The sequence below is a fragment of the Segatella paludivivens DSM 17968 = JCM 13650 genome (genome assembly GCF_000373185.1).
Taxonomy (GTDB): domain Bacteria; phylum Bacteroidota; class Bacteroidia; order Bacteroidales; family Bacteroidaceae; genus Prevotella; species Prevotella paludivivens.
On the sequence record NZ_KB890638.1, the window covers coordinates 18,564 to 39,171 of the forward strand.

Here is a 20,608-nt window from a genome sequence, read left to right on the forward strand (position 1 = left end):
CCTTTGTTCTTGTTTATTAGATTGCAAAGTGTAATTTATGGAACTTCAACCTTGTTGACAATCTTTGATACAATTTCCTCTGAAGAAACATTACTTGCCTCTGCTTCATAAGAAAGGCCAATACGATGACGCATAACGTCATGAACAACAGCACGTACATCTTCAGGAACAACATAACCGCGGTGCTTAATAAAAGCATAAGCCCTACTTGCCTTAGCCAAGTTGATACTTGCACGTGGAGAACCTCCATAAGTAATCATTCCCTTCAATTCAGAAAGTCCGTAACGTTCTGGATAACGGCTTGCAAAGACGATATCAGCAATATATTGCGCAATTTTATCATCAATATATACCTTATTGACAACATCACGAGCAGCCATTATTTCCTTTGCTGAAGTTACAGCTGTAACAGTAGGCAGACTTCCGTTGATATTCTCACGAATGATAAGTTTTTCCTCTTCTATTGTAGGATAATCAATCACTACCTTTAGCATAAAACGGTCAATCTGAGCCTCAGGCAACTGATATGTGCCTTCTTGTTCAATTGGGTTCTGAGTTGCCATTACCAAGAAAGGTTTTGGCAAAGCAAATGTATGATCACCAATAGTGACCTGATGCTCTTGCATTGCCTCAAGAAGAGCGCTCTGAACCTTAGCTGGAGCACGATTAATCTCATCAGCAAGAATGAAATTAGCAAATACAGGACCTTTTTTTACATGGAAAGTTTCATCTTTCTGTGAATATATTTGTGTACCAATGACATCAGCAGGAAGGAGGTCAGGAGTAAACTGAATTCTACTGAAATCGGCATCTATAAGCTGAGCTAGAGTCTTTATAGCAAGAGTCTTTGCCAAGCCAGGAACACCTTCCAACAAAATATGTCCATCACTAAGAAGTGAGATAAGAAGTGAGTCAACAAGATGTTTCTGACCCACGATAACCTTATCCATACCAGCAACAAGATTAGTTATAAAACCACTCTGCTGCTCAATCATAATATTTAGTTCACGAATATCAATCGTCTCAGCCATAATTATTTGTATTTAACCGATTATAAATTAGTGACCACAAAATTACAATAAATCGCTTAGAGTAACTAACATCAGCAACTAAATAATATTAAAAAAGTTTCCGAAAACGTATATTTTAAGAAACTTTCAATCGCGAGCACCCAAATATCTGATAAAATGAACAACATTTAATGTTATAACAGTTTGTGATGATCACTTCCTGAATTTCGTTACAACGTTAATATATTTACATAACTATGTTAATATCGCTTACATATTAACATCAATAAAAATTGATAAAATTCAAAAAAATAAGGATGACTTCAAAAGAAATCATCCTTATTATAGATTTTAATCTAAGAAGATTAAGCCTCAGCTGGAGCTTCAGCAGCTTCCTCTGCAGGAGCCTCTGTTGTTTCTTCTGTTGCAGCCTCTGCCTGAGCAGTAGCATTTGCAGCTTTCTTGTCAGCCACCTTCTTAGCGATAGCTTCATTAACCTTCTTTTCAGCCTCAAGAGCTGCTGCAAGAGCATCCTTTTTAGCCTTTGCATCCTTTTCACTGATAGCTTCAAAGCCCTTCAACTTGTTTTCTTTCCAAGCGTCAAACTTCTTCTGAGCAGCAGCCTCGTCAAATGCACCCTTCTTAACACCACCACGAAGATGCTTCATCATGTAAACGCCTTCGCTTTTAAGAATGTTACGAACTGTGTCTGTTGGCTGTGCGCCACTCTCTACCCAGTAAAGGGCGCGTTCGAAATTCAAATCTACAGTAGCAGGATTGGTGTTTGGATTGAATGTACCAATCTTCTCAGTAAATTTACCATCACGTGGTGCTCTAACATCAGCGATTACGATACCATAAAAAGCATAGCCTTTACGACCGCCACGCTGCAATCTGATTTTTGTTGCCATTTTAATTTAATATTTAATTAGGTTTGAATTAATGCTGCCATCTCGTGACAGCGCCTGCAAAGGTAACAAGAATTGTTGGAATAGACTGAACTGAAAAACTGATAACGCCAAACTTTAATCATATTTAACAAAACAAAAAAGTCCACGATATCTCATCGTGGACTTAAACAACACAAACACAAAATTTCTGTCCGACTTAGCGATAACAGAATTTATAATTTTTAAATTACATTATTCCATCTTCACGAAGTTTCAGCTGCCATTTCCATGCACTGGCCATGACATCTGCGAGTGAGGCTTCAGCTTTCCAACCTAAAACTTTGTTGGCTTTACTGCAATCACCCCATATTTTTTCAATATCTCCCTCACGACGCGGTCCAAACTTCCAATTAACCTTTACACCGGTTGCTTTCTCGAAAGTATCAACAAGTTCCTTTGTTGAATTTCCACGACCTGTACCGATATTGAAATATTCAATATTATCTGTTTCTTTATCAAGAACACGGCTCATTGCAGCTACGTGTGCCTTTGCTAAATCTACTACATAAATATAATCACGGATACATGTTCCATCCTCTGTATCATAGTCATTACCAAAGATTGTTAGTTCCTTACGAATTCCTATAGCGGTCTGTGTTACATAAGGAATAAGGTTAGCAGGAACACCGTTTGGCAATTCACCGATTAAAGCACTAGGATGAGCTCCGATTGGATTAAAATATCTCAGTACAATACTCTTTATATTTGCTCCACTATGTATGTAGTCATAAATAATCTGTTCGTTGATTTCCTTTGTGTTACCATAAGGAGATGTAGCCTTCTGATGAGGTGCATCCTCGGTTACAGGAAGGTTCTCTGGTTTTGGCTGACCATATACAGTACAACTTGAAGAGAAAATAATTCCCTTTACATTATACTCTGGCATAAGTTCCAAAAGATTAACAAGTGAAACTATGTTGTTACGATAATAAACAAGAGGTATCTTTACACTCTCTCCCACAGCCTTTGAAGCTGCAAAATGAATAATACCCTCTATATCAGGATATTTTTTAAATACGTTTTCTGCTGCTGCCTTATCACGAAGATCTACATTTTCAAATGCTGGACGCACACCAGTAATTTTTTCGATACCGTCAAGAACCTCTACCTTTGAATTACTCAGATTGTCTACAATAACTACTTTATAGCCAGCTTCAATCAATTCCACTGTGGTATGAGAGCCAATAAAGCCTGTGCCACCTGTAACAAGTATTGTCTGTTTCATAAGAATTTAAATGTTTATAAAGCACAAAGGTACACACAATTTATTTAAAACAGAATACCTTTGAATTTTTTTTTTCATTTATTGACTTTATCCCAATCCAAACAATGTGCGAAGTCCACTTTCTAATCCACTGAAACCCATAAAAGAAAGGGCCAATAATGAAGCTGTTATCAAAACTATACTCATTCCCTGCATTCCTTTTGGAATTTTCACCAGTTCCTGTTGTTCACGTATTCCTGCAAACAGAACCAAAGCTAATGCAAATCCCAAAGCAGTAGAGAAAGCATAAACGATGCTTTCCATAAGATTATAATCCTTCTGAATTACAAGGATAGCAACACCAAGCACACAACAGTTTGTGGTGATCAGAGGCAAGAATATTCCCAGAGCTTGATACAATGCGGGAGACACTTTTTTCAAGATGATCTCAACCATCTGCACAAGTGCAGCTATAATAAGGATAAATGACACTGTCTGAAGATAACCAATTCCGAGTGCATCAAGAACGTATTTTTGTACGAGCCATGTTATTATAGTGGCAAGAGTAAGAACGAAAGCCAACGCACCGCCCATACCAATAGCTGTATCAATCTTTTTTGATACTCCAAGAAAAGGACATATTCCCAAGAACTGGGACAACACGATATTATTAACAAATATCGCTGATATAAATATCAATAAGTATTCCATATATTATATTTTATATGTGTTTAATATTAACTGTTACATCCATTTACTCACTCTTCAACTTATTGAAGATAGCAACCAAATAACCTAGTGTAAGAAATGCTCCTGGAGGCAACACAAACAGGAGTATGTTTGTCGTCTCAGGCAATACTACCACTCCAAAAAGACTTCCCGCTCCAAGAAACTCTCTTACACAACCAAGCAATGTAAGACCACAAGTAAATCCCAAACCAATACCGATGCCATCAAAGATACTTGCTATAGGAGTATTCTTGCAGGCAAAACTCTCTGCACGACCAAGGATGATGCAGTTCACAACGATAAGCGGAATATAGATACCCAATGCCTTATTGATTGAATCAGGTGCATAGGCACTCATAAACATCTGAAGAATGGTCACGAAAGCAGCAATAACAACAATGAATACAGGTATTCTAACCATATCAGGAGTGATATTCTTTATACAAGATATAACGAAGTTTGTACATATCAGCACTGCCATTGTTGCTAATCCCATGGATAATCCATTTATAGCACTGGTTGTCGTTGCTAATGTAGGACACATACCAAGGAACAACATGAATGTAGGATTTTCCTTGATCAGTCCATTAAGTAATATTTTTAAATTGCTCATTATTCCAAATTTTTAAATACACATCATTTTTTCTTTGCATAAGCAGCATAAGCCTGATTTATGGCTTTCAAAAAAGCACGACTAGTTATTGTCGAAGCTGTAATAGCGTCAACATCTCCTCCATCCTTGCTTACAGCCAACGGTTTATCTTTAGGATTCATACTAATTATATTACCCTTACCGTTTTTCTGAAACCAGACTCCAGCCTTAGCTCCCAGTCCTGGTGTCTCAGAACTTTTTAGGATTGTATAGCCGAGAATCTTTCCATTATTGTCGAAACCTACAAGAACCTGAAGATCACCGCCAAATCCATTCGTAGTGCTTTCAACAGCCGAACCGATATTCTTTCCAGAATTATCAGAGCATGAATGTATTATAAAAGTGGCATTCTTGCCATCTATAGTCTGGTTTAAAGTTTCGGGATCAGCAACTCGTACGTTATTATTCTGCATAACGGTTTTTATTCCTGCGGCGAGAGTCTGTTGTTCCTTTTGCTTTATTGGTCCTTCCGTGATGTGATTGACATAAGCAAGCAAACCTCCTATTATAATAGAGAAGCCTACAAGAACACCAACCATATTTGGTAAAGATGATTTTAGTTTTTCCATCTTCTTATATTTTTTTCTTAATTACCTTTGTTTATTTACTTCTTCACTACTTCTCCAAAACGCTTTGGCTTTGTTGATAAATTGATTATCGGCGTGAAAGCGTTCATTATAAGTATGGCGAAACTCATTCCTTCAGGATAACTTCCCCAATTACGTATTACCACAGTAAAGAATCCAATTGCTATACCATAAATCAACTGACCTTTATGGGTCATCGGAGACGTCACATAATCCGTAGCCATAAAGATTGCACCGAGCATCAACCCGCCACTAAGGATTTCATTCAACGGATTGGAATAAACAGGATTTGCCAAATGTAAAAGACCACTAAATATAAATACAGTTGCAATTATGGATACCGGGATATGCCATGTAATTACCTTTTTCCACAATAGGTAAGCTAAGCCAAGCAACAGAGCCAAAGCACAAACTTCACCGATAGAACCTAGTCCCATTGTTGGATTTGAACCTAAAAGCAGTTGTGTGGCAGATGGCAACTTATCCAAAATAGACGCATCACCAGTCTTTATAGCTTGTTTCATTATTGCAAGCGGAGTTGCTCCTGTCTGTGCGTCAATATAACTTGTTAATTGACCAGCCATTGGCCATGACGTCATCTGAGCAGGAAAGCTGACGAGCAATATACAACGTGCTACCAGTGCAGGATTGAAAGGGTTGTTACCAAGTCCTCCAAAGGTCATTTTTGCAACACCAATTGCCATAAGCGCACCTATGATAACAATACACACTGGCAGGTTACTAGGAAGATTCATACCAAGAAGCAATCCTGTAACAATTGCCGAACCGTCTGTCAATGTAGGTTCACGCTTCAACATATATTTTGTTATAGCCCATTCAAAAAACATGCAGGCAGCAACACTGCTTAGCAATACGACAACAGAACCAAGTCCAAAATAAATAAAAGATACAAGTATTGCTGGAATAAGTGCTATGACAACTCCAAACATATTTTTCTCAACACTGTCATTTCCATGGGCATGCGGTGAAAGAGATACTATTAATTTTCCCATTTTTGATAATTCATTTTAAATACTACTTCTTGACATTTCTCGCCTTAATCATTCCCATAACAACACCTTTACCTTGAAGGATATTATCCAATATAGGGCGATGAGAAGGACATGTAAACTGACATGAGCCACATGACATACAAGATGTAACGCCTTCATTCTCAAGACGATCATACAAATTGTTTGCTGAGAGTATAGCCAAAAGATATGGTTCCAATCCCATAGGGCATGCATCAACGCATTTTCCACAACGGATACAGGGTTGAATAGCCTTGCGGCGAGCATCATTACCACTAAGAATTGTTATTGAATTTGTACCTTTTGTAACAGGCACATCCAAAGACATAACAGATTTTCCCATCATTGGACCACCAGCAAGTACCTTATTGTCACCTTCTGGCATTCCGCCGCATGCGCATATAAGTTCACCGAAAGTAGTTCCAATTCTCACTAAATAATTACCAGGATTCTTTACTTGCTTTCCTGTTACAGTAGTGTATCTCTCAAACAAAGGCTTATGTTTCATAACAGCTTGATATACAGCATAAGCAGTACATATATTCTGAATAATTGCTCCAACATTCACAGGTATTGCAGGCGGTGCAGGGACTTGTCTATTTATAACAGCATCCACAAGTTGTTTTTCACCACCTTGTGGATATTTTTGCGCCAATGGTACTATTTCAATGCGAGAGTCATCAGCAGTTAGCTGTGTAAACAACTTTATTGCTTCGGGTTTATTTTCCTCAATACCTATATATCCACGATCCACTTTAGCGGCTTTCATAAGTAAGTCCAATCCTACTAGGATTTCCTTTGCATGCTCCATCATCAAGCGATAGTCGGCGGTAATATATGGTTCGCACTCCACCCCATTGATTATGATACATTCAGCCTTTGCTGTTGGTGGAGGACATAACTTTATAAATGCAGGGAAACCAGCGCCTCCCATACCGGTAATGCCAGCACGCTTGATTATATCAATAATATTTTCAGGAGTAAGTTCAGAATGCTCATCAAGAGTTTCAAGTTTCTCACTTCTATCAATACTCTCTTCCCATTCGTCTCCCTCTACATTGATTATTATCACGGGTTTACGATAACCTGTAGCATCAATACTTGTATCAATCTTAGCAACTGTTCCTGAGACAGAACTGTAAATCGGAGCACTTACGAATCCACCAGATTCTGCTATCAATGTACCTACCTTAACAAAGTCTCCACGTTTAACAACTGGTTTTGCTGGTGCACCGATATGTTGCCCCAACGGGAATATCGCAACTTTAGGCAATGCTGCATTCTTTGTTTTAACATCTGCCGTTATTTTGTTTTCCTCTGGGTGCACACCACCTATTTTAAATGTATGTAATCTCATGCTTCAACCTCCACTTTTTTCTTTATAGGAAAGTTTATCTTTACTATCGCGCCAGTAGGACATTCATCAACACACTTTATACACATGTGGCACTTGTTGAAGTCGATATAACTGAGATTATTCTCTATTGTTATAGCGTCAAACTGACAAACCTTTTCACATTTTCCGCAACCTATACAAGCAACACTACATGCCTTTTTAGCAACGGCACCTTTGTCCTTATTTGCACATTGCACGTAAACACGATGACCTTTAGGTCCCTTTTTGCGAAGTTCTATAATATGGCGAGGACATACTTTTACACACGCACCACAACTGGTGCACTTATCTTCATCCACTTCTGGAAGACCCGTATCTGGATTCATGTGAATTGCATCAAACTGACATGCGCTAACACAGTCTCCACAACCGAGACATCCGTAACCGCATCCTGTTTCACCAGCACTTGTTGAATTTATCGCAGCACATGTATGCAAACCATCATATTCAGCAATTCGAGGGCGATTATCGCAAGTTCCATTACAACGTACAACAGCCACAAAAGGTTCTGATGACGCAGCAGCCATACCCAATGTATCGGCTATTTTTAGCATCACATCGTCCCCACCGACAGGACAGCGAAATCCTTCTATGGAACCTTTGTCGGCTCCTGCTACCAGAGCGCATGCCATACCGGAACATCCGGCAAAGCCACAGCCGCCGCAATTAGCACCAGGCAGCAACGCTGACACCTTGCCAATTCGCGGATCTTCTTTTACGGCAAACTTCTTGGAAATAAAATATAGCACAACCGAAGAGATTAGTGCTATTGCTCCAAGAGCTATTACCGAAGTTAAAATAAAATTCATAATTTGTTTGTATTTGTTTTAGCTATTTGTTTTTTCAATTTGTTTTCTCTATTTCAAAATACACTTGAGAACTTATTTTATTTCTCAATATATATACGCAGGCATAATAAGGTATCAATGAAAACAAAGCGGACATTGCTGCCCAACCATCACTTCCAGTAATCGCCTTGACAACTATTAGCACAGTCATCATAATCACTAGAGGCAATATATAAGCATATATAGTCGCCATCATCCCTACTCCATTTGTAGTTGAAACCTTGACACTTTCTCCAATGCTGTATTCGTTGGCTTTATCTGTAATAATATCTATTATTTTATCCTTTGATTCTGATGCGTTACAGTGCCCGGCAACTTTGCACTCCGCACATGCTGATGATTGTGAGATAGCTACATGGAGGCAATTCCCTTCTATCGTATTTATCACTCCTAAATGTTCAATCCTGTTGCTCATGTTGTTTTTATTATACCAGATTGCAAACTCCAGTTGACAATTGCAAAGATAATATGATTTTTTCAATATACAAATATTTCTATATCATTATTGCTCTAAACAGTCTTTTAGTTAACAACTCTTAAACGTAAACGTTTACATATCATGATTATAAAAGATTAGTTGTCAACAATTGAACATCTTAATTATTCATCACAGCCCCTTCTGTTATCATTCAAAATTGTTTCCCATAGCTATAATTTGTCAATATTTACAATATAGCGAATAGTAGTATTTACAAACGTTAGATTATCAGCATTAAGCACAAAGCTTATCTCATCCTTCTACTTTTAAAGGAACATAACATACTGAACTACAAGTAGATTCAGTACAAATTATAGAATTTAATTTATGTCATAGCCACCCTTATGTATGTAGCCTGCCTTTTAAGAAACAGTATCATCGGCATCTACGATTTTATACTCAGGATGTTGTTTTAACCATTTAACCGCATACGGACAAGTTGCAGCAATCTTATTACCATCAGCAATAATTTTATTTACCGCCAATTGTACAAGTTCTGCAGCTACCCCTTGGCGTCGAAGAGAATTATCAACAAATGTATGGTTAATTGTTGTTACACCATCATTTGTTTTAAATGTGATTTCAGCAATAACTTTACCGTCACTGCCATCCACATATATGCGATCATTTTCTGTAATATACTTCATAATGTTTTACGTTTTAAAATCATTAATTGCAACCGTAAAAATATGAAATAAAAACGATATTTACATTATTATGATTATTAAATTATGTAAATTAACTTTTGATACTTCAATATTATTCCCTAACTTTACCGACAAAATATTAAATGTAAAGAAATGAAGAAAGTAATGTTAGCTGTATTAGGAACTGTTCTATTCCTAGCCAGTTGCAATACAAATAAAATTGTAACTGTTGATGCAAATAAGTTTGAAGAACTAGTAAAATCTTCCAAAGTACAACTTGTTGATGCTCGTACAGCCGAGGAATATGCTAGTGGAAGAATATCTGGGGCAACAAACATTGATGTAAAAAAAGGTGACTTTAAACAATTTGCAGAAGAGAAACTAAGTAAAGATAAACCTGTTGCGATATATTGTCGTTCCGGCAAGCGCAGTTTGATTGGTGCTGGTATACTTCAAAAAGCTAAGTTTAAAGTGATAAACCTACGTGGAGGAATCATGGCATGGGAACAAGCCGGAAAAAGTATCTCTAAATAAATGCAGAGAGGAATACCTATAAAATTACATATATGTGATAAACAAAAAAGGAATACTGCTACAATGCAATATTCCTTTTTTATATTTATTTGAAGAAATCGTTATCTATTGGAACTTCCTCCTACAATATCAAGCAACTCATTAGTAATTGCCTGCTGACGACTCTTATTATACTGCAAATTCAATCCACGCAACAATTCATTAGCATTATCTGTGGCAGTCTGCATTGCGACCATACGAGCAGCGTGTTCACTGGCATTACTATCCAATAGCGCTGTGTATAGTTGAAGATTAAGCTGCTTAGGTATCAAAATGCTCAAAACAGTATTAAGATCAGGCTCTACAATGAAATTATCATTAAGAGGTTTTGCCTCAGCCTTCTCTCCTTCTTCCTCTAGCTTGCGTTTCTTTAGATATTCCTGCGCTTTAGCGGTAGTTGTGTTACCACTCAAATCACGATCGTTTTCATTGCCGATAGACTCTGTAGACAAGTCGATAGGCAAATAAGTCTTACGCGTAAGAATCTGCGAACCAGCACTCTTGAAATGATGATAGATAACTTCAACCTTATCTATTTCATGAGCAATAAACTTTTCACGCAGTTCCTTGGCGATTGCTGCACATCCTGCTGAATTTGGTTTATCTACAAGTTCAAGATAACTTCCAGCTTTAGTTAACCCCTGCTTAACGACATATTCTTCAACCTTTCTACCTATCGGGTAAACAATGATGTCATCAATGCCACGAGCTTTATAATCATCAATAGCCGAACTGAGCATCTTGATTATGTTATTGTTGAATCCACCACACAATGAACTATTGCTGGTATAAACAACAAACGCAACCTTTTTTACCTGACGCTCTGATTCAAGCTCATTCCACGCTTCAGGCACTGCCACCAAGAATGACTTGAGGATATGCTCAAGTAAGTTCTCATAAGGCAGCATACTCTGAATGGCAGTCTGGGCATGATGAAGTTTACTAGAAGCCACCATCTTCATAGCACTTGTAATTTTACGAGTGCTATTAACAGAGTCAATACGTGTTTTTATCTCTTTTAATGACGGCATTGCTAACTATTAATCTTAATTATTAAAACTATCAACCTTTATATTGTCCAACGACGTTAGCAATTGTGTCCTCGATAACCTTTATGGCCTCATCGCTCAACTGTCCGTCTGACAAGACATCAAGTATATCGTTATGAGAAGAACGCATTGCATCTAAGAACTGATTCTGACATTCACGAATATTCTCAACAGGAACATCATGCATCAAACCATGTACTCCGCAATAAAGGATAGCAACCTGCTCACCTACAGCCATTGGGCTATATTGTGGTTGGATAAGAAGTTGATTGTTCTTACGTCCACGATCCAAAGTCATTGCTGTTACGGCATCCATATCACTTGAGAATTTAGAGAAAGCCTCTAGTTCCCTGTATTGAGCTTGGTCAATCTTAAGTGTACCAGCAACCTTCTTCATACTCTTAATCTGTGCAGAACCACCTACACGAGATACAGATATACCAACATTAATGGCTGGACGGAAACCTTGGTTAAACAGATTTGTTTCCAAATATATCTGACCATCGGTAATAGAAATAACATTCGTAGGAATATAAGCAGAAACGTCACCAGCCTGTGTCTCAATGATAGGCAAAGCTGTCAAAGAACCACCACCACGAACATGTCCCTTCATACATTCAGGAAGGTCGTTCATTTGCTCAGCAATCTCTTGCTGATTATTGATACGTGCGGCACGTTCCAAAAGACGAGAGTGCAAATAGAACACGTCACCAGGATAAGCCTCACGTCCAGAAGGACGTCTCAATATCAAAGATACCTCACGATATGCAACAGCCTGTTTACTAAGGTCATCATATACCACAAGAGCACTATATCCACGATCACGGAAATACTCGCCGATAGCAGCACCAGCAAAAGGTGCATAATATTGCATAGCAGCAGGATCTGCAGCTGTGGCAGCGACTATAATAGTATATGGCATTGCACCATGTTCCTTAAGAATCTCAACCAAAGTAGCTACGGTAGAAGCCTTCTGACCGATCGCTACATATATACAATATACAGGTTTTCCTGCATCATAAAGACTTTTCTGATTGATGATTGTATCTACAGCAATTGCAGTCTTACCAGTCTGACGGTCACCAATGATAAGTTCACGCTGACCACGACCAATAGGAATCATTGAGTCGACAGCCTTCAAACCAGTCTGTAACGGTTCCTTAACAGGTTGACGATAGATAACTCCAGGAGCTTTTCTATCAAGAGGCATTTCAAAGGCATCAGCCAAATCTATATCGCCTTTGCCATCTATAGCTTCACCAAGAGGATTGATTACACGCCCAAGCATATTGTCATTAACGAGAATTGAAGCAATACGCTTTGTACGCTTAACAGTCATTCCCTCCTTAATGCCAGCGGTAGATCCAAGAAGCACGCATCCAACGTTGTCTTCCTCCAGATTCATCACAATTGCCATTGTTCCGTTCTCAAACTCTAACAATTCATTGGCCTCAGCATTGCGAAGTCCATAGATACGGGCAACACCATCACTCACCTGGAGCACAGTACCCACCTCATCAAACTTCTCACTGCCATTGATACCTTTGAGCTGTTCAAGAAGAACTTGAGACACTTCGCTTGGTTTTATTTTATCTGACATAATTTGTATTTTAAAAATTATTTCTTAAGCTGTGTCAGGATGCCGTTAAGCTTTGATTTCACGCTAGCGTCCATTCTGTAAGTATCATACTCTAGGATAAATCCCCCGATAAGATCAGGTTCTACCTCGGTCTCAAACTCCACAGTTCCATTAGTATTACTCTCCACCATCTGTCGCATTTTCTGCTCTGTGTCATCAGATACGGCAGCAGCGGTAATGAGTTTGCCACGGATGACATTCTTCTGTTTTCTATAAAGTGTGATATACGAATTCGCCATGAACTGCATTATTCCCTCACGACCCTCTTTCAAAACAAGAGAAATGAAATTCTTCGTAAGTTCGCATACATTGCTTCCTGCCGCAGTAACGAGAAGATTTTCCTTACTGTCTTTTGAAAGCATTGGATTGTCTATCGTAAATCTGAGTTCAGGTACATCGATGTAACTCTTTGCAAGAATTTGCATATCTTTATACACCGAATCCTCGATTTTAGCATCTGTACTGCTTTTTAGCAGTGCACGCGCATATCTTACCGATATTACTCCTATATCCATAACCAATTATTTATTTTCTGCCGAAGAAACGTCATCCAGCATACGGTCAATCAAATCCATCTGAGCTTTGTCATTACCAAGATTTTCACGAAGAATCTTCTCAGCTATTTCAACACTCAATGTCGCTACTTGCTTTCGGATATCACTTATGGCAGCCTGCTTTTCGTTGTCAATTTCTATTTTGGCATCGCTAATCAAGCGGGCACCTTCCTCACGTGCTTTATCCTGAGCTTTTTCAACAATTGCGTCACGTGTGTTAGCTGCCTCCTTCAATATTGAGGCTTGTTTCTCACGCGCTTCCTGCAAGATGGATTCACTCTCTTTCTGTATATTAGCTAGTTTTTCGTTTGCTTCATGAGCCTTACGTAGACTATCATCAATAAAAGCCTTTCTCTCTGATACCATTTTTACGATAACAGGAAAGCCAAACTTCCATAAGATAAATAGTACGACAAGGAACGTCAGAGACATCCAAAATAGCAAGCCAGTACTAGGAACCAATAAATCCATACACTGTTTTAATTATATGTAGAGGAATGTATTTATACATCTGGAAACAATCCAATTGCGACATTCCTCCAAAAAAGTTTTATATTAAATACACAAGAATGCTATTACGGCAGCGAAAAGTGCAACACCCTCAACAAGTGCGGCTGCGACGATCATATTCGTGAATAACTTATTCATAACTTCTGGCTGACGTGCCATAGCATCCATTGCATGACCACCAATTTTACCAATACCAAGACCTGCACCTATAGATGCGAGACCTGCACCTACTGCGGCGCCTAATTTTGCAACACCTTCTGCTGCTAATAATAATGAAATCATAATCTTGAATGTTTAAATTGTTATTTTATTTTTTATATTAATTATTCGTGTTCTGGTTCAGCTCTTGCCAACCCAATAAATGCAGCACTAAGCATAGTGAATACTATTGCCTGAATAAAGCATACCAAACATTCCAAACACATCATAAATATACTCATCAGAATGCTCAATGCAGACATACTAAGAAATACTGCTGCTGTTCTACTTGCAACAAGGAATATTATACATGTTATAGCTAGTCCGATAGCGTGTCCAGCCATCATGTTGGCGAAAAGTCGAATCATAAGAGCAAACGGTTTAGTAAAGATGCCTACAAATTCGATTACAGGTATAACTGGTACAGGTGCTTTCAACCATGTAGGAACTTTGGGCCAGAATATATCTTTCCAATAATGTTTGTTTCCACTAAACTGTACAATTATAAATGTACACAATGCCAAAAAGAATGTAACGGCAATATTACCCGTCACGTTTCCACCACCAGGAGGAAATGGCATTAAGCCCATTATATTACACGTAAATATAAAGAAGAAACATGTAAGCAGATATGGAGTATATTTCTCATAACCTTTTCCTACACCAGGTTTGATGATTTCGTCAATGACGTACATCACCAACATTTCAATAAATCCTACAAATCCCTTAGGAGCAGGATCACCAGCTTTACGTTTCTTGTACCATCTGGCAGGTATCAAAATGCAACAAAGCAACAGGATGACATCTATAAACATCACCGCTACGGTCTTCGTAATAGAGATATCAAAAGGGCGCAGTTCTGCTCCAGACTTGTCAATCTCAACTATTTTACCGGCATTGTCACCCTTGCTTGCTATTGCCAAATTAAACGGTCCATGACGGTATCCTTTAGCATCTGCAACTTCTGAAAATTGCGAACTGCAAAATACATGAAAACCAGTTGAACTGTTTACTATTATCGGCAAATGTATTACCAAAGGCTTATCTCCAATATTAGTAATGTGCCAGTCATAAGAATCCTTGATATGTTCAAGCACCACATCCTTAATATTTGGATCTCCACCTTTGCCATTTGCGAAAGTCGGCAACACGGCAAGCATTACCATTAAAATACCTAACAGTCGTTTGATGTGATTCATTTCTACTTAATGTTTTAAAATCAGCGTTACTACCATTGTTACGACATACATTCCTAGAAACATTGCCACAAAATGGATAGAATCTTCCCTATCTTTAGACGACAACACATAAACCGCGACTATCGTAGCCACAAGCAATATGCGTATTGTTGCCATAATAAGATAGAAATTTACTAAATTACCCGGAGCATGACTTTTTACGAAATCATATCCTTTAACGTAAACTGTACCTAAGAGGACATAAAAGAATACAGATAGAAAAATTACCAATATACTCATTGTGCCTTTTCTACACAGATATTGACATCATTCTTCTGGACCTCTACAAAACCTCCAGTTATAGCCAACTCTTTTCGGCCTTCTTTGGTAACAAATTCAACTACACCTTCTTGAAGTGCCGATACTATCGGAGCATGGTTACTGAGAACTTCAAATATTCCCATCAATCCTGGAACCTTTACAATTTCGGCTTCACCGTTGAACTCCACCTTTTCTGGCGATACGATTTTTAGTTTCAAACTCATATCCGTCATCAGTTTAATTACCCTTTGCTGACTCTAGCAGCATCTTACCCTTCTCTTTGGCATCTTCGATTGTACCAACGTTAAGGAATGCCTGTTCTGGAAGGTCATCGACCTCACCATTCAATATAGCATTAAAACCTTTAATAGTGTCTTCGATTGGCACCATTACACCCTTTAGTCCGGTAAACTGTTCTGCAACAGTAAATGGCTGACTAAGGAAACGCTGTACACGACGTGCGCGGTTTACTGTAAGTTTATCTTCATCTGAAAGTTCATCCATACCAAGAATAGCAATAATATCTTGCAATTCCTTGTAATGCTGAAGAATTTCCTTCACTTTCTGTGCACACTCATAATGTTCTTTACCAACAATCAGTGGATCAAGAATACGAGAAGTGCTACCAAGTGGATCAACAGCAGGATAAATACCAAGTTCGGTAATCTTACGTGAAAGTTCAGTTGTAGCATCCAAATGGGTAAATGTTGTTGCAGGAGCAGGGTCAGTCAAATCATCAGCAGGCACATAAACAGCCTGAACAGATGTGATTGAACCATTCTTTGTTGATGTAATTCTCTCTTGCATAGTACCCATTTCACTTGCCAATGTTGGTTGATAACCTACGGCAGAAGGCATACGTCCAAGAAGTGCAGACACCTCTGAACCAGCCTGAGTAAAACGGAAAATATTATCAATAAAGAACATTATATCAGCAGCTTCACCATTAGGACCTCCATGATCACGGAATTCCTCAGCAACGGTAAGACCAGAAAGAGCTACAGAAGCACGTGCGCCAGGTGGCTCATTCATCTGTCCATAAACAAGTGTAGCTTGACTCTTTGCAAGTTCCTCCTTATCTATAAGCGAAAGGTCCCATTTGCCTTCATCCATTGATTTACGGAATTTTTCACCGTACTTAATAACTCCACTCTCAAGCATATCACGCAACAGGTCATTACCCTCACGTGTACGCTCTCCTACACCAGCGAATACAGAATATCCATTGTGTCCTTTGGCGATATTATTGATAAGCTCCATGATAAGGACAGTCTTACCAACACCAGCACCACCAAACAAACCGATTTTTCCACCTTTCATGTATGGCTCCAAAAGGTCAATGACCTTAATACCTGTCGCCAACATTTCTTTATGGGTAGACAATTGATCAAATTTAGGAGCATCTCTGTGAATAGGATAAGAACCTTGCATATCAAGGTTTTCCATTCCATCAATAGGCTTACCTATTACATTCATCATACGACCCTTTATCTGTTTGCCGGCTGGCATTGTTATTGGACTTCCTGTAGGAACTACATCAAGTCCTCTTTGAAGACCATCGGTATTGTCCATAGCAACACATCGCACTGTGTCTTCACCGATATGCTGTTGAACCTCAATCACAAGGTCACTGCCATCCGTGCGCTTAACTTTAAGAGCTTCGAAAATCTTTGGCAACACCTTTTCAGCATCCTGTCCTTTTGTATCGAAATAAACATCGATAACAGGACCGATAATCTGAGAAATGCGCCCGATAATTTGTGACATAAGCTACTATTTTTTATTAATGTTCTATTTATTTTCGATATAGCAAAAGTACGAATATTTATGGAAACTACAAAACAAATCCGAGTTTTGTACCATTATTAACCACATATTAACCACTTTTTAATACCTTTTAATATTAGATACTAAGTTCATCTAGTACTTGTATTAACTTACGGTCAAAAGGTTTATCACTTCGTATTGCTTCGCTCATCGGAACATATACAACTTCATTATTTCTCATTCCGACCATAATATTACGCTGTCCCTGCATGATAGCCTCAACGGCGCCTAAGCCAGTACAACTTGCAAGGATACGATCACGTGCTGATGGACGTCCACCGCGCTGAAGATGTCCCAAGATAGAAACACGTACGTCATATTCAGGGAACTCTTTCTTTACACGGTCAGCATAATAAAGAGCACCACATTTAGGACTTTCGCTTACAATCACTATACAACTCTTTTTACTTTTACGTATTCCTCGTTCCATAAACTGAGCCAACTGGTCTACATCAGTACGGTCTTCAGGAATAATAGCAGCTTCAGCACCACTCGCAATAGCAGAGTTCTGTGCCAGGAAACCTGCGTCACGTCCCATAACTTCAACAAAGAATATTCGTTCATGACTTTGGGCTGTATCACGAATACGGTCAACACACTCCACGATAGTATTCATTGTGGTGTCATAACCTATGGTATTATCTGTACCATATAGGTCATTGTCAATTGTTCCTGGAAGTCCGATGCAACAAACATCATATTCCTGAGCAAATAACATGGCTCCTGTAAGAGAACCATTTCCACCGATTACAACAAGTGCGTCGATACCTTCTTTTACAATATTATCGTAAGCCTTCTTCTTACCCTCGTCTGTCATAAAATCTGACGAACGAGCAGTCTTAAGAATCGTTCCGCCTTGATTGATAATACCACTTACATTCTCTGTCGTGAAATCAACAATCTCATCATTAATAAGGCCATCATATCCACGATATACAGCCTTAATATTGAAACCGTTATAAATTCCGGCACGCGTCACCGCACGAATAGCAGCATTCATTCCTGGAGCATCACCACCAGAAGTAAGAATACCTATTGTTTTAATTTTTGCCATAATCAAATTATTACCTTAATTTTTAATTATTCTTGATAAGTTTTATATTCTCGTATTTATAAATTCACCAACATCAGTACCATGAAGCCTACAGCGGTTCCAAGCACGCATTTCCATCCTACATTCCTGAAATACCAACCAATATGCATACGTTCCATTTTTAATAAAGCGATACCACTCATGCTACCTATTGCTAATACATTTCCTCCTGACATTACACAAAAAGCTATCACCTTATAATATATATCATTCATTTCTACATTCTGCTTTATCTGAATAAAACTCATTGCCGTTGCAAATGTATCCAAAACAGAACTAATAACACCTGCTATAACACCATATATCCAAACACTATTTATATTTTCCTGAAGAAAATCCCACAATAATTTAGTTGCACCAGTCTCTTTAACAACACCAAGAGCAAGCATGACTCCCATTACATAAAGCATCATCTGGATCACTCCATACTGCAATACGCGTGGGGTGCGACGTTGTATCATTTGGTCGGCATTCATCAATTTATGATTGAATATCTCATTAACAATCCATAAGATTGAAAGAACACATAAAGCGCCAAGGAATGGGCTCAGCTTTGTTATATTATGGAAAGTAGGAATAAACCAAAGTCCACCTATTCCAACGAATAGCATCAATAATCTCTGCCAAGTATTAAGATTTGTATCATCTCCTCTATATGGCATCACCACCCATTCGGTATCCAATCTACTAGGAAGCATGCGACCAAGCATCCAAGTTGGTATAGCCCAAGCTATAATGCAAGGAATTATAAGAGACATTGAAAAATTAGTAGCACTAACGGCTCCGATATTCCACAACACCAATCCCTCCGGATTACCTATTACTGTTAAAGCTCCGCCTGCATTTGCCGCTACAACTATAGCTGAACCAAATATCATCCTTTGACGACGACTTGGAACAACTTCATGCATCATTGTGATCATCATTACAGTTGTAGTGAGGTTATCAAGATTTGCCGAAATCAAAAAAGTAACAATTCCAAGCGACCAAAGCATTCTCTTACTGTTTCTTGTCTTTAGCAATTGAGAAACAAAATCAAAGCATCCATTATTGTTCAATATCTCAACAATAGTCATCGTTGACAACAAAAACAAAACTATCTCAGCAGCCTCACCTACATAAGGAAGAAAAATACGTTTGGCTATAAATTGTTTCACTACTACGCTTGAAGAAGTCGCACTGTCTAGGAAACTTGCATATTCACCATAATGCTGACTCATTACGAAATCAGTGCCATAGCAAATATACAATACCCACCCTACTGTACCAGCGAAAATAGCTATAGCAGCTTTATTCACGTTGGTGATTTTTTCAGTAGCGATGAGCAAAAAGCTCAGCAGTATTATAGCGACTATTATAAGCGTCATAGTTTATTTTATTTAGTGGCAAAGTTAACAATTATTCTGAAACATTCAAACATGATATTAGTTTTTTATATTGGTTTAACGATAAAGTGTAAGATTGTAACCACAATGAACAAGGTTTTGCAAAGTATAGATTACAAAGAACGGTCACTATGCAAAAACATAGTGACCGTTCTGAATATTAAGTGACAATGTGCATCACATATTTTTCAACTCTTCATATATTCTCTGTACAGGAAATCCCATCACATTAAAGTAACTTCCTTTAATAGATATAACGCCTATATAGCCTATCCATTCCTGAATTCCATAAGAACCAGCCTTGTCATAGGGCTTAAAAGTTGAGATATAATAATTGATCTCTTCATCTTCTAATTTTTTAAACGTAACTTCAGTTGTAACCTTGAAACTACGCTGTTTAGAAATTGTTGTAAGACTGACGCCAGTAATAACTTTGTGTGTACGTCCGCTAATCATTCGCAACATTCTAACAGCATCCTCTTTATCTTTTGGTTTGCCTAAGATCTCTTCATCCACAACAACTACAGTATCAGCTGTTATAATCAATTCATCCTCTTTTATATCTTCCAAATAAGCAGAAGATTTAAGTTTTGACAAATACAAAGAAACATCGTCTACAGGTGTAGATTCGGGATATGTCTCGTCAATATCATCCTTTACAAATACTTTAAAGGGGATATTCAAACCAGAAAGTAATTCTTTACGACGTGGAGAATTACTGGCAAGTATTATTTTATAGTTCATAATTA

General features: G+C 38.2%; 24 protein-coding genes. 1 reads left to right on the forward strand and 23 read right to left on the reverse strand.

The window, feature by feature from the left end:
- Nucleotides 1-35 precede the first annotated feature (35 nt).
- The 11 genes from B045_RS0105385 to B045_RS0105435 all read right to left on the reverse strand — a co-directional run bounded on the left by B045_RS0105385 (nucleotide 36) and on the right by B045_RS0105435 (nucleotide 9,532).
- Nucleotides 36-1,031, reverse strand: coding sequence for an AAA family ATPase (locus B045_RS0105385; RefSeq protein ID WP_018463253.1), 996 nt, complete (start codon nucleotides 1,029-1,031; stop codon nucleotides 36-38).
- Between the two features lie 344 nt (nucleotides 1,032-1,375).
- Nucleotides 1,376-1,921 (reverse strand): 30S ribosomal protein S16, encoded by a 546-nt coding sequence (locus B045_RS0105390; RefSeq protein WP_018463254.1) that lies wholly within the window; start codon nucleotides 1,919-1,921, stop codon nucleotides 1,376-1,378.
- A gap of 226 nt (nucleotides 1,922-2,147) precedes the next feature.
- Complete coding sequence (gene galE / locus B045_RS0105395; protein ID WP_018463255.1) at nucleotides 2,148-3,185, reverse strand: UDP-glucose 4-epimerase GalE; 1,038 nt, start codon at nucleotides 3,183-3,185, stop codon at nucleotides 2,148-2,150.
- Nucleotides 3,186-3,272: 87 nt separating this feature from the next.
- Complete coding sequence (gene rsxA / locus B045_RS0105400; protein ID WP_025883125.1) at nucleotides 3,273-3,875, reverse strand: electron transport complex subunit RsxA; 603 nt, start codon at nucleotides 3,873-3,875, stop codon at nucleotides 3,273-3,275.
- Between the two features lie 43 nt (nucleotides 3,876-3,918).
- Nucleotides 3,919-4,506, reverse strand: a complete 588-nt coding sequence (gene rsxE / locus B045_RS0105405; protein ID WP_018463257.1) for an electron transport complex subunit RsxE — start codon at nucleotides 4,504-4,506, stop codon at nucleotides 3,919-3,921.
- 23 nt (nucleotides 4,507-4,529) lie between these two features.
- Nucleotides 4,530-5,114, reverse strand: coding sequence for an RnfABCDGE type electron transport complex subunit G (locus B045_RS0105410; RefSeq protein ID WP_025883128.1), 585 nt, complete (start codon nucleotides 5,112-5,114; stop codon nucleotides 4,530-4,532).
- Nucleotides 5,115-5,149: 35 nt separating this feature from the next.
- A complete protein-coding gene (locus tag B045_RS0105415; protein WP_018463259.1) occupies nucleotides 5,150-6,145 on the reverse strand; it encodes an RnfABCDGE type electron transport complex subunit D in 996 nt (331 codons plus the stop codon).
- A gap of 22 nt (nucleotides 6,146-6,167) precedes the next feature.
- Entirely contained in the window at nucleotides 6,168-7,520 is a 1,353-nt protein-coding gene (gene rsxC, locus B045_RS0105420) for an electron transport complex subunit RsxC (RefSeq protein ID WP_018463260.1), read from the reverse strand.
- Nucleotides 7,517-8,368, reverse strand: coding sequence for a Fe-S cluster domain-containing protein (locus tag B045_RS0105425; protein ID WP_018463261.1), 852 nt, complete (start codon nucleotides 8,366-8,368; stop codon nucleotides 7,517-7,519). Before B045_RS0105425 ends, rsxC begins: the two co-directional genes overlap by 4 nt.
- A gap of 34 nt (nucleotides 8,369-8,402) precedes the next feature.
- A complete protein-coding gene (locus B045_RS0105430; protein WP_018463262.1) occupies nucleotides 8,403-8,822 on the reverse strand; it encodes a SoxR reducing system RseC family protein in 420 nt (139 codons plus the stop codon).
- Between the two features lie 425 nt (nucleotides 8,823-9,247).
- Nucleotides 9,248-9,532 carry a GNAT family N-acetyltransferase gene (locus B045_RS0105435; protein WP_018463263.1) on the reverse strand — a complete coding sequence of 95 codons (285 nt, stop codon included), beginning with the start codon at nucleotides 9,530-9,532 and terminating at the stop codon, nucleotides 9,248-9,250.
- A gap of 153 nt (nucleotides 9,533-9,685) precedes the next feature.
- On the opposite strand from B045_RS0105435, the gene B045_RS0105440 reads away from it, so the two are divergent.
- Nucleotides 9,686-10,066, forward strand: coding sequence for a rhodanese-like domain-containing protein (locus tag B045_RS0105440; protein ID WP_018463264.1), 381 nt, complete (start codon nucleotides 9,686-9,688; stop codon nucleotides 10,064-10,066).
- Nucleotides 10,067-10,167: 101 nt separating this feature from the next.
- On the opposite strand, the gene B045_RS0105445 is transcribed toward B045_RS0105440, so the two are convergent.
- From B045_RS0105445 to B045_RS0105500, 12 genes are all read right to left on the reverse strand, one after another.
- On the reverse strand, nucleotides 10,168-11,136 hold the full coding sequence (locus tag B045_RS0105445) for a F0F1 ATP synthase subunit gamma (protein ID WP_018463265.1): 969 nt from the start codon (nucleotides 11,134-11,136) through the stop codon (nucleotides 10,168-10,170).
- 31 nt (nucleotides 11,137-11,167) lie between these two features.
- Nucleotides 11,168-12,754 carry a F0F1 ATP synthase subunit alpha gene (atpA, locus tag B045_RS0105450; RefSeq protein WP_018463266.1) on the reverse strand — a complete coding sequence of 529 codons (1,587 nt, stop codon included), beginning with the start codon at nucleotides 12,752-12,754 and terminating at the stop codon, nucleotides 11,168-11,170.
- A 17-nt stretch (nucleotides 12,755-12,771) separates the two neighbouring features.
- Nucleotides 12,772-13,308, reverse strand: a complete 537-nt coding sequence (locus B045_RS0105455; protein ID WP_018463267.1) for a F0F1 ATP synthase subunit delta — start codon at nucleotides 13,306-13,308, stop codon at nucleotides 12,772-12,774.
- A 6-nt stretch (nucleotides 13,309-13,314) separates the two neighbouring features.
- Nucleotides 13,315-13,818, reverse strand: coding sequence for a F0F1 ATP synthase subunit B (atpF, locus tag B045_RS0105460; protein ID WP_018463268.1), 504 nt, complete (start codon nucleotides 13,816-13,818; stop codon nucleotides 13,315-13,317).
- 84 nt (nucleotides 13,819-13,902) lie between these two features.
- Nucleotides 13,903-14,139 (reverse strand): ATP synthase F0 subunit C, encoded by a 237-nt coding sequence (gene atpE, locus B045_RS0105465; protein ID WP_018463269.1) that lies wholly within the window; start codon nucleotides 14,137-14,139, stop codon nucleotides 13,903-13,905.
- Nucleotides 14,140-14,180: 41 nt separating this feature from the next.
- Nucleotides 14,181-15,254 carry a F0F1 ATP synthase subunit A gene (gene atpB, locus B045_RS0105470; protein WP_025883136.1) on the reverse strand — a complete coding sequence of 358 codons (1,074 nt, stop codon included), beginning with the start codon at nucleotides 15,252-15,254 and terminating at the stop codon, nucleotides 14,181-14,183.
- Nucleotides 15,255-15,260: 6 nt separating this feature from the next.
- Nucleotides 15,261-15,533 (reverse strand): hypothetical protein, encoded by a 273-nt coding sequence (locus tag B045_RS0105475; RefSeq protein WP_018463271.1) that lies wholly within the window; start codon nucleotides 15,531-15,533, stop codon nucleotides 15,261-15,263.
- The gene (gene atpC / locus B045_RS0105480) at nucleotides 15,530-15,787 is read right to left on the reverse strand and encodes an ATP synthase F1 subunit epsilon (RefSeq protein ID WP_018463272.1); all 258 of its coding nucleotides are present in this window, start codon (nucleotides 15,785-15,787) and stop codon (nucleotides 15,530-15,532) included. Before atpC ends, B045_RS0105475 begins: the two co-directional genes overlap by 4 nt.
- 4 nt (nucleotides 15,788-15,791) lie before the next feature.
- Complete coding sequence (atpD, locus tag B045_RS0105485; protein ID WP_018463273.1) at nucleotides 15,792-17,321, reverse strand: F0F1 ATP synthase subunit beta; 1,530 nt, start codon at nucleotides 17,319-17,321, stop codon at nucleotides 15,792-15,794.
- Nucleotides 17,322-17,457: 136 nt separating this feature from the next.
- Nucleotides 17,458-18,435 (reverse strand): 6-phosphofructokinase, encoded by a 978-nt coding sequence (gene pfkA, locus B045_RS0105490; protein WP_018463274.1) that lies wholly within the window; start codon nucleotides 18,433-18,435, stop codon nucleotides 17,458-17,460.
- A gap of 56 nt (nucleotides 18,436-18,491) precedes the next feature.
- Complete coding sequence (gene nhaD, locus B045_RS0105495; RefSeq protein WP_018463275.1) at nucleotides 18,492-19,841, reverse strand: sodium:proton antiporter NhaD; 1,350 nt, start codon at nucleotides 19,839-19,841, stop codon at nucleotides 18,492-18,494.
- Between the two features lie 195 nt (nucleotides 19,842-20,036).
- Nucleotides 20,037-20,603: a Maf-like protein gene (locus tag B045_RS0105500; protein WP_018463276.1), complete on the reverse strand. Its 567-nt coding sequence runs from the start codon at nucleotides 20,601-20,603 to the stop codon at nucleotides 20,037-20,039.
- Nucleotides 20,604-20,608 lie beyond the last annotated feature (5 nt).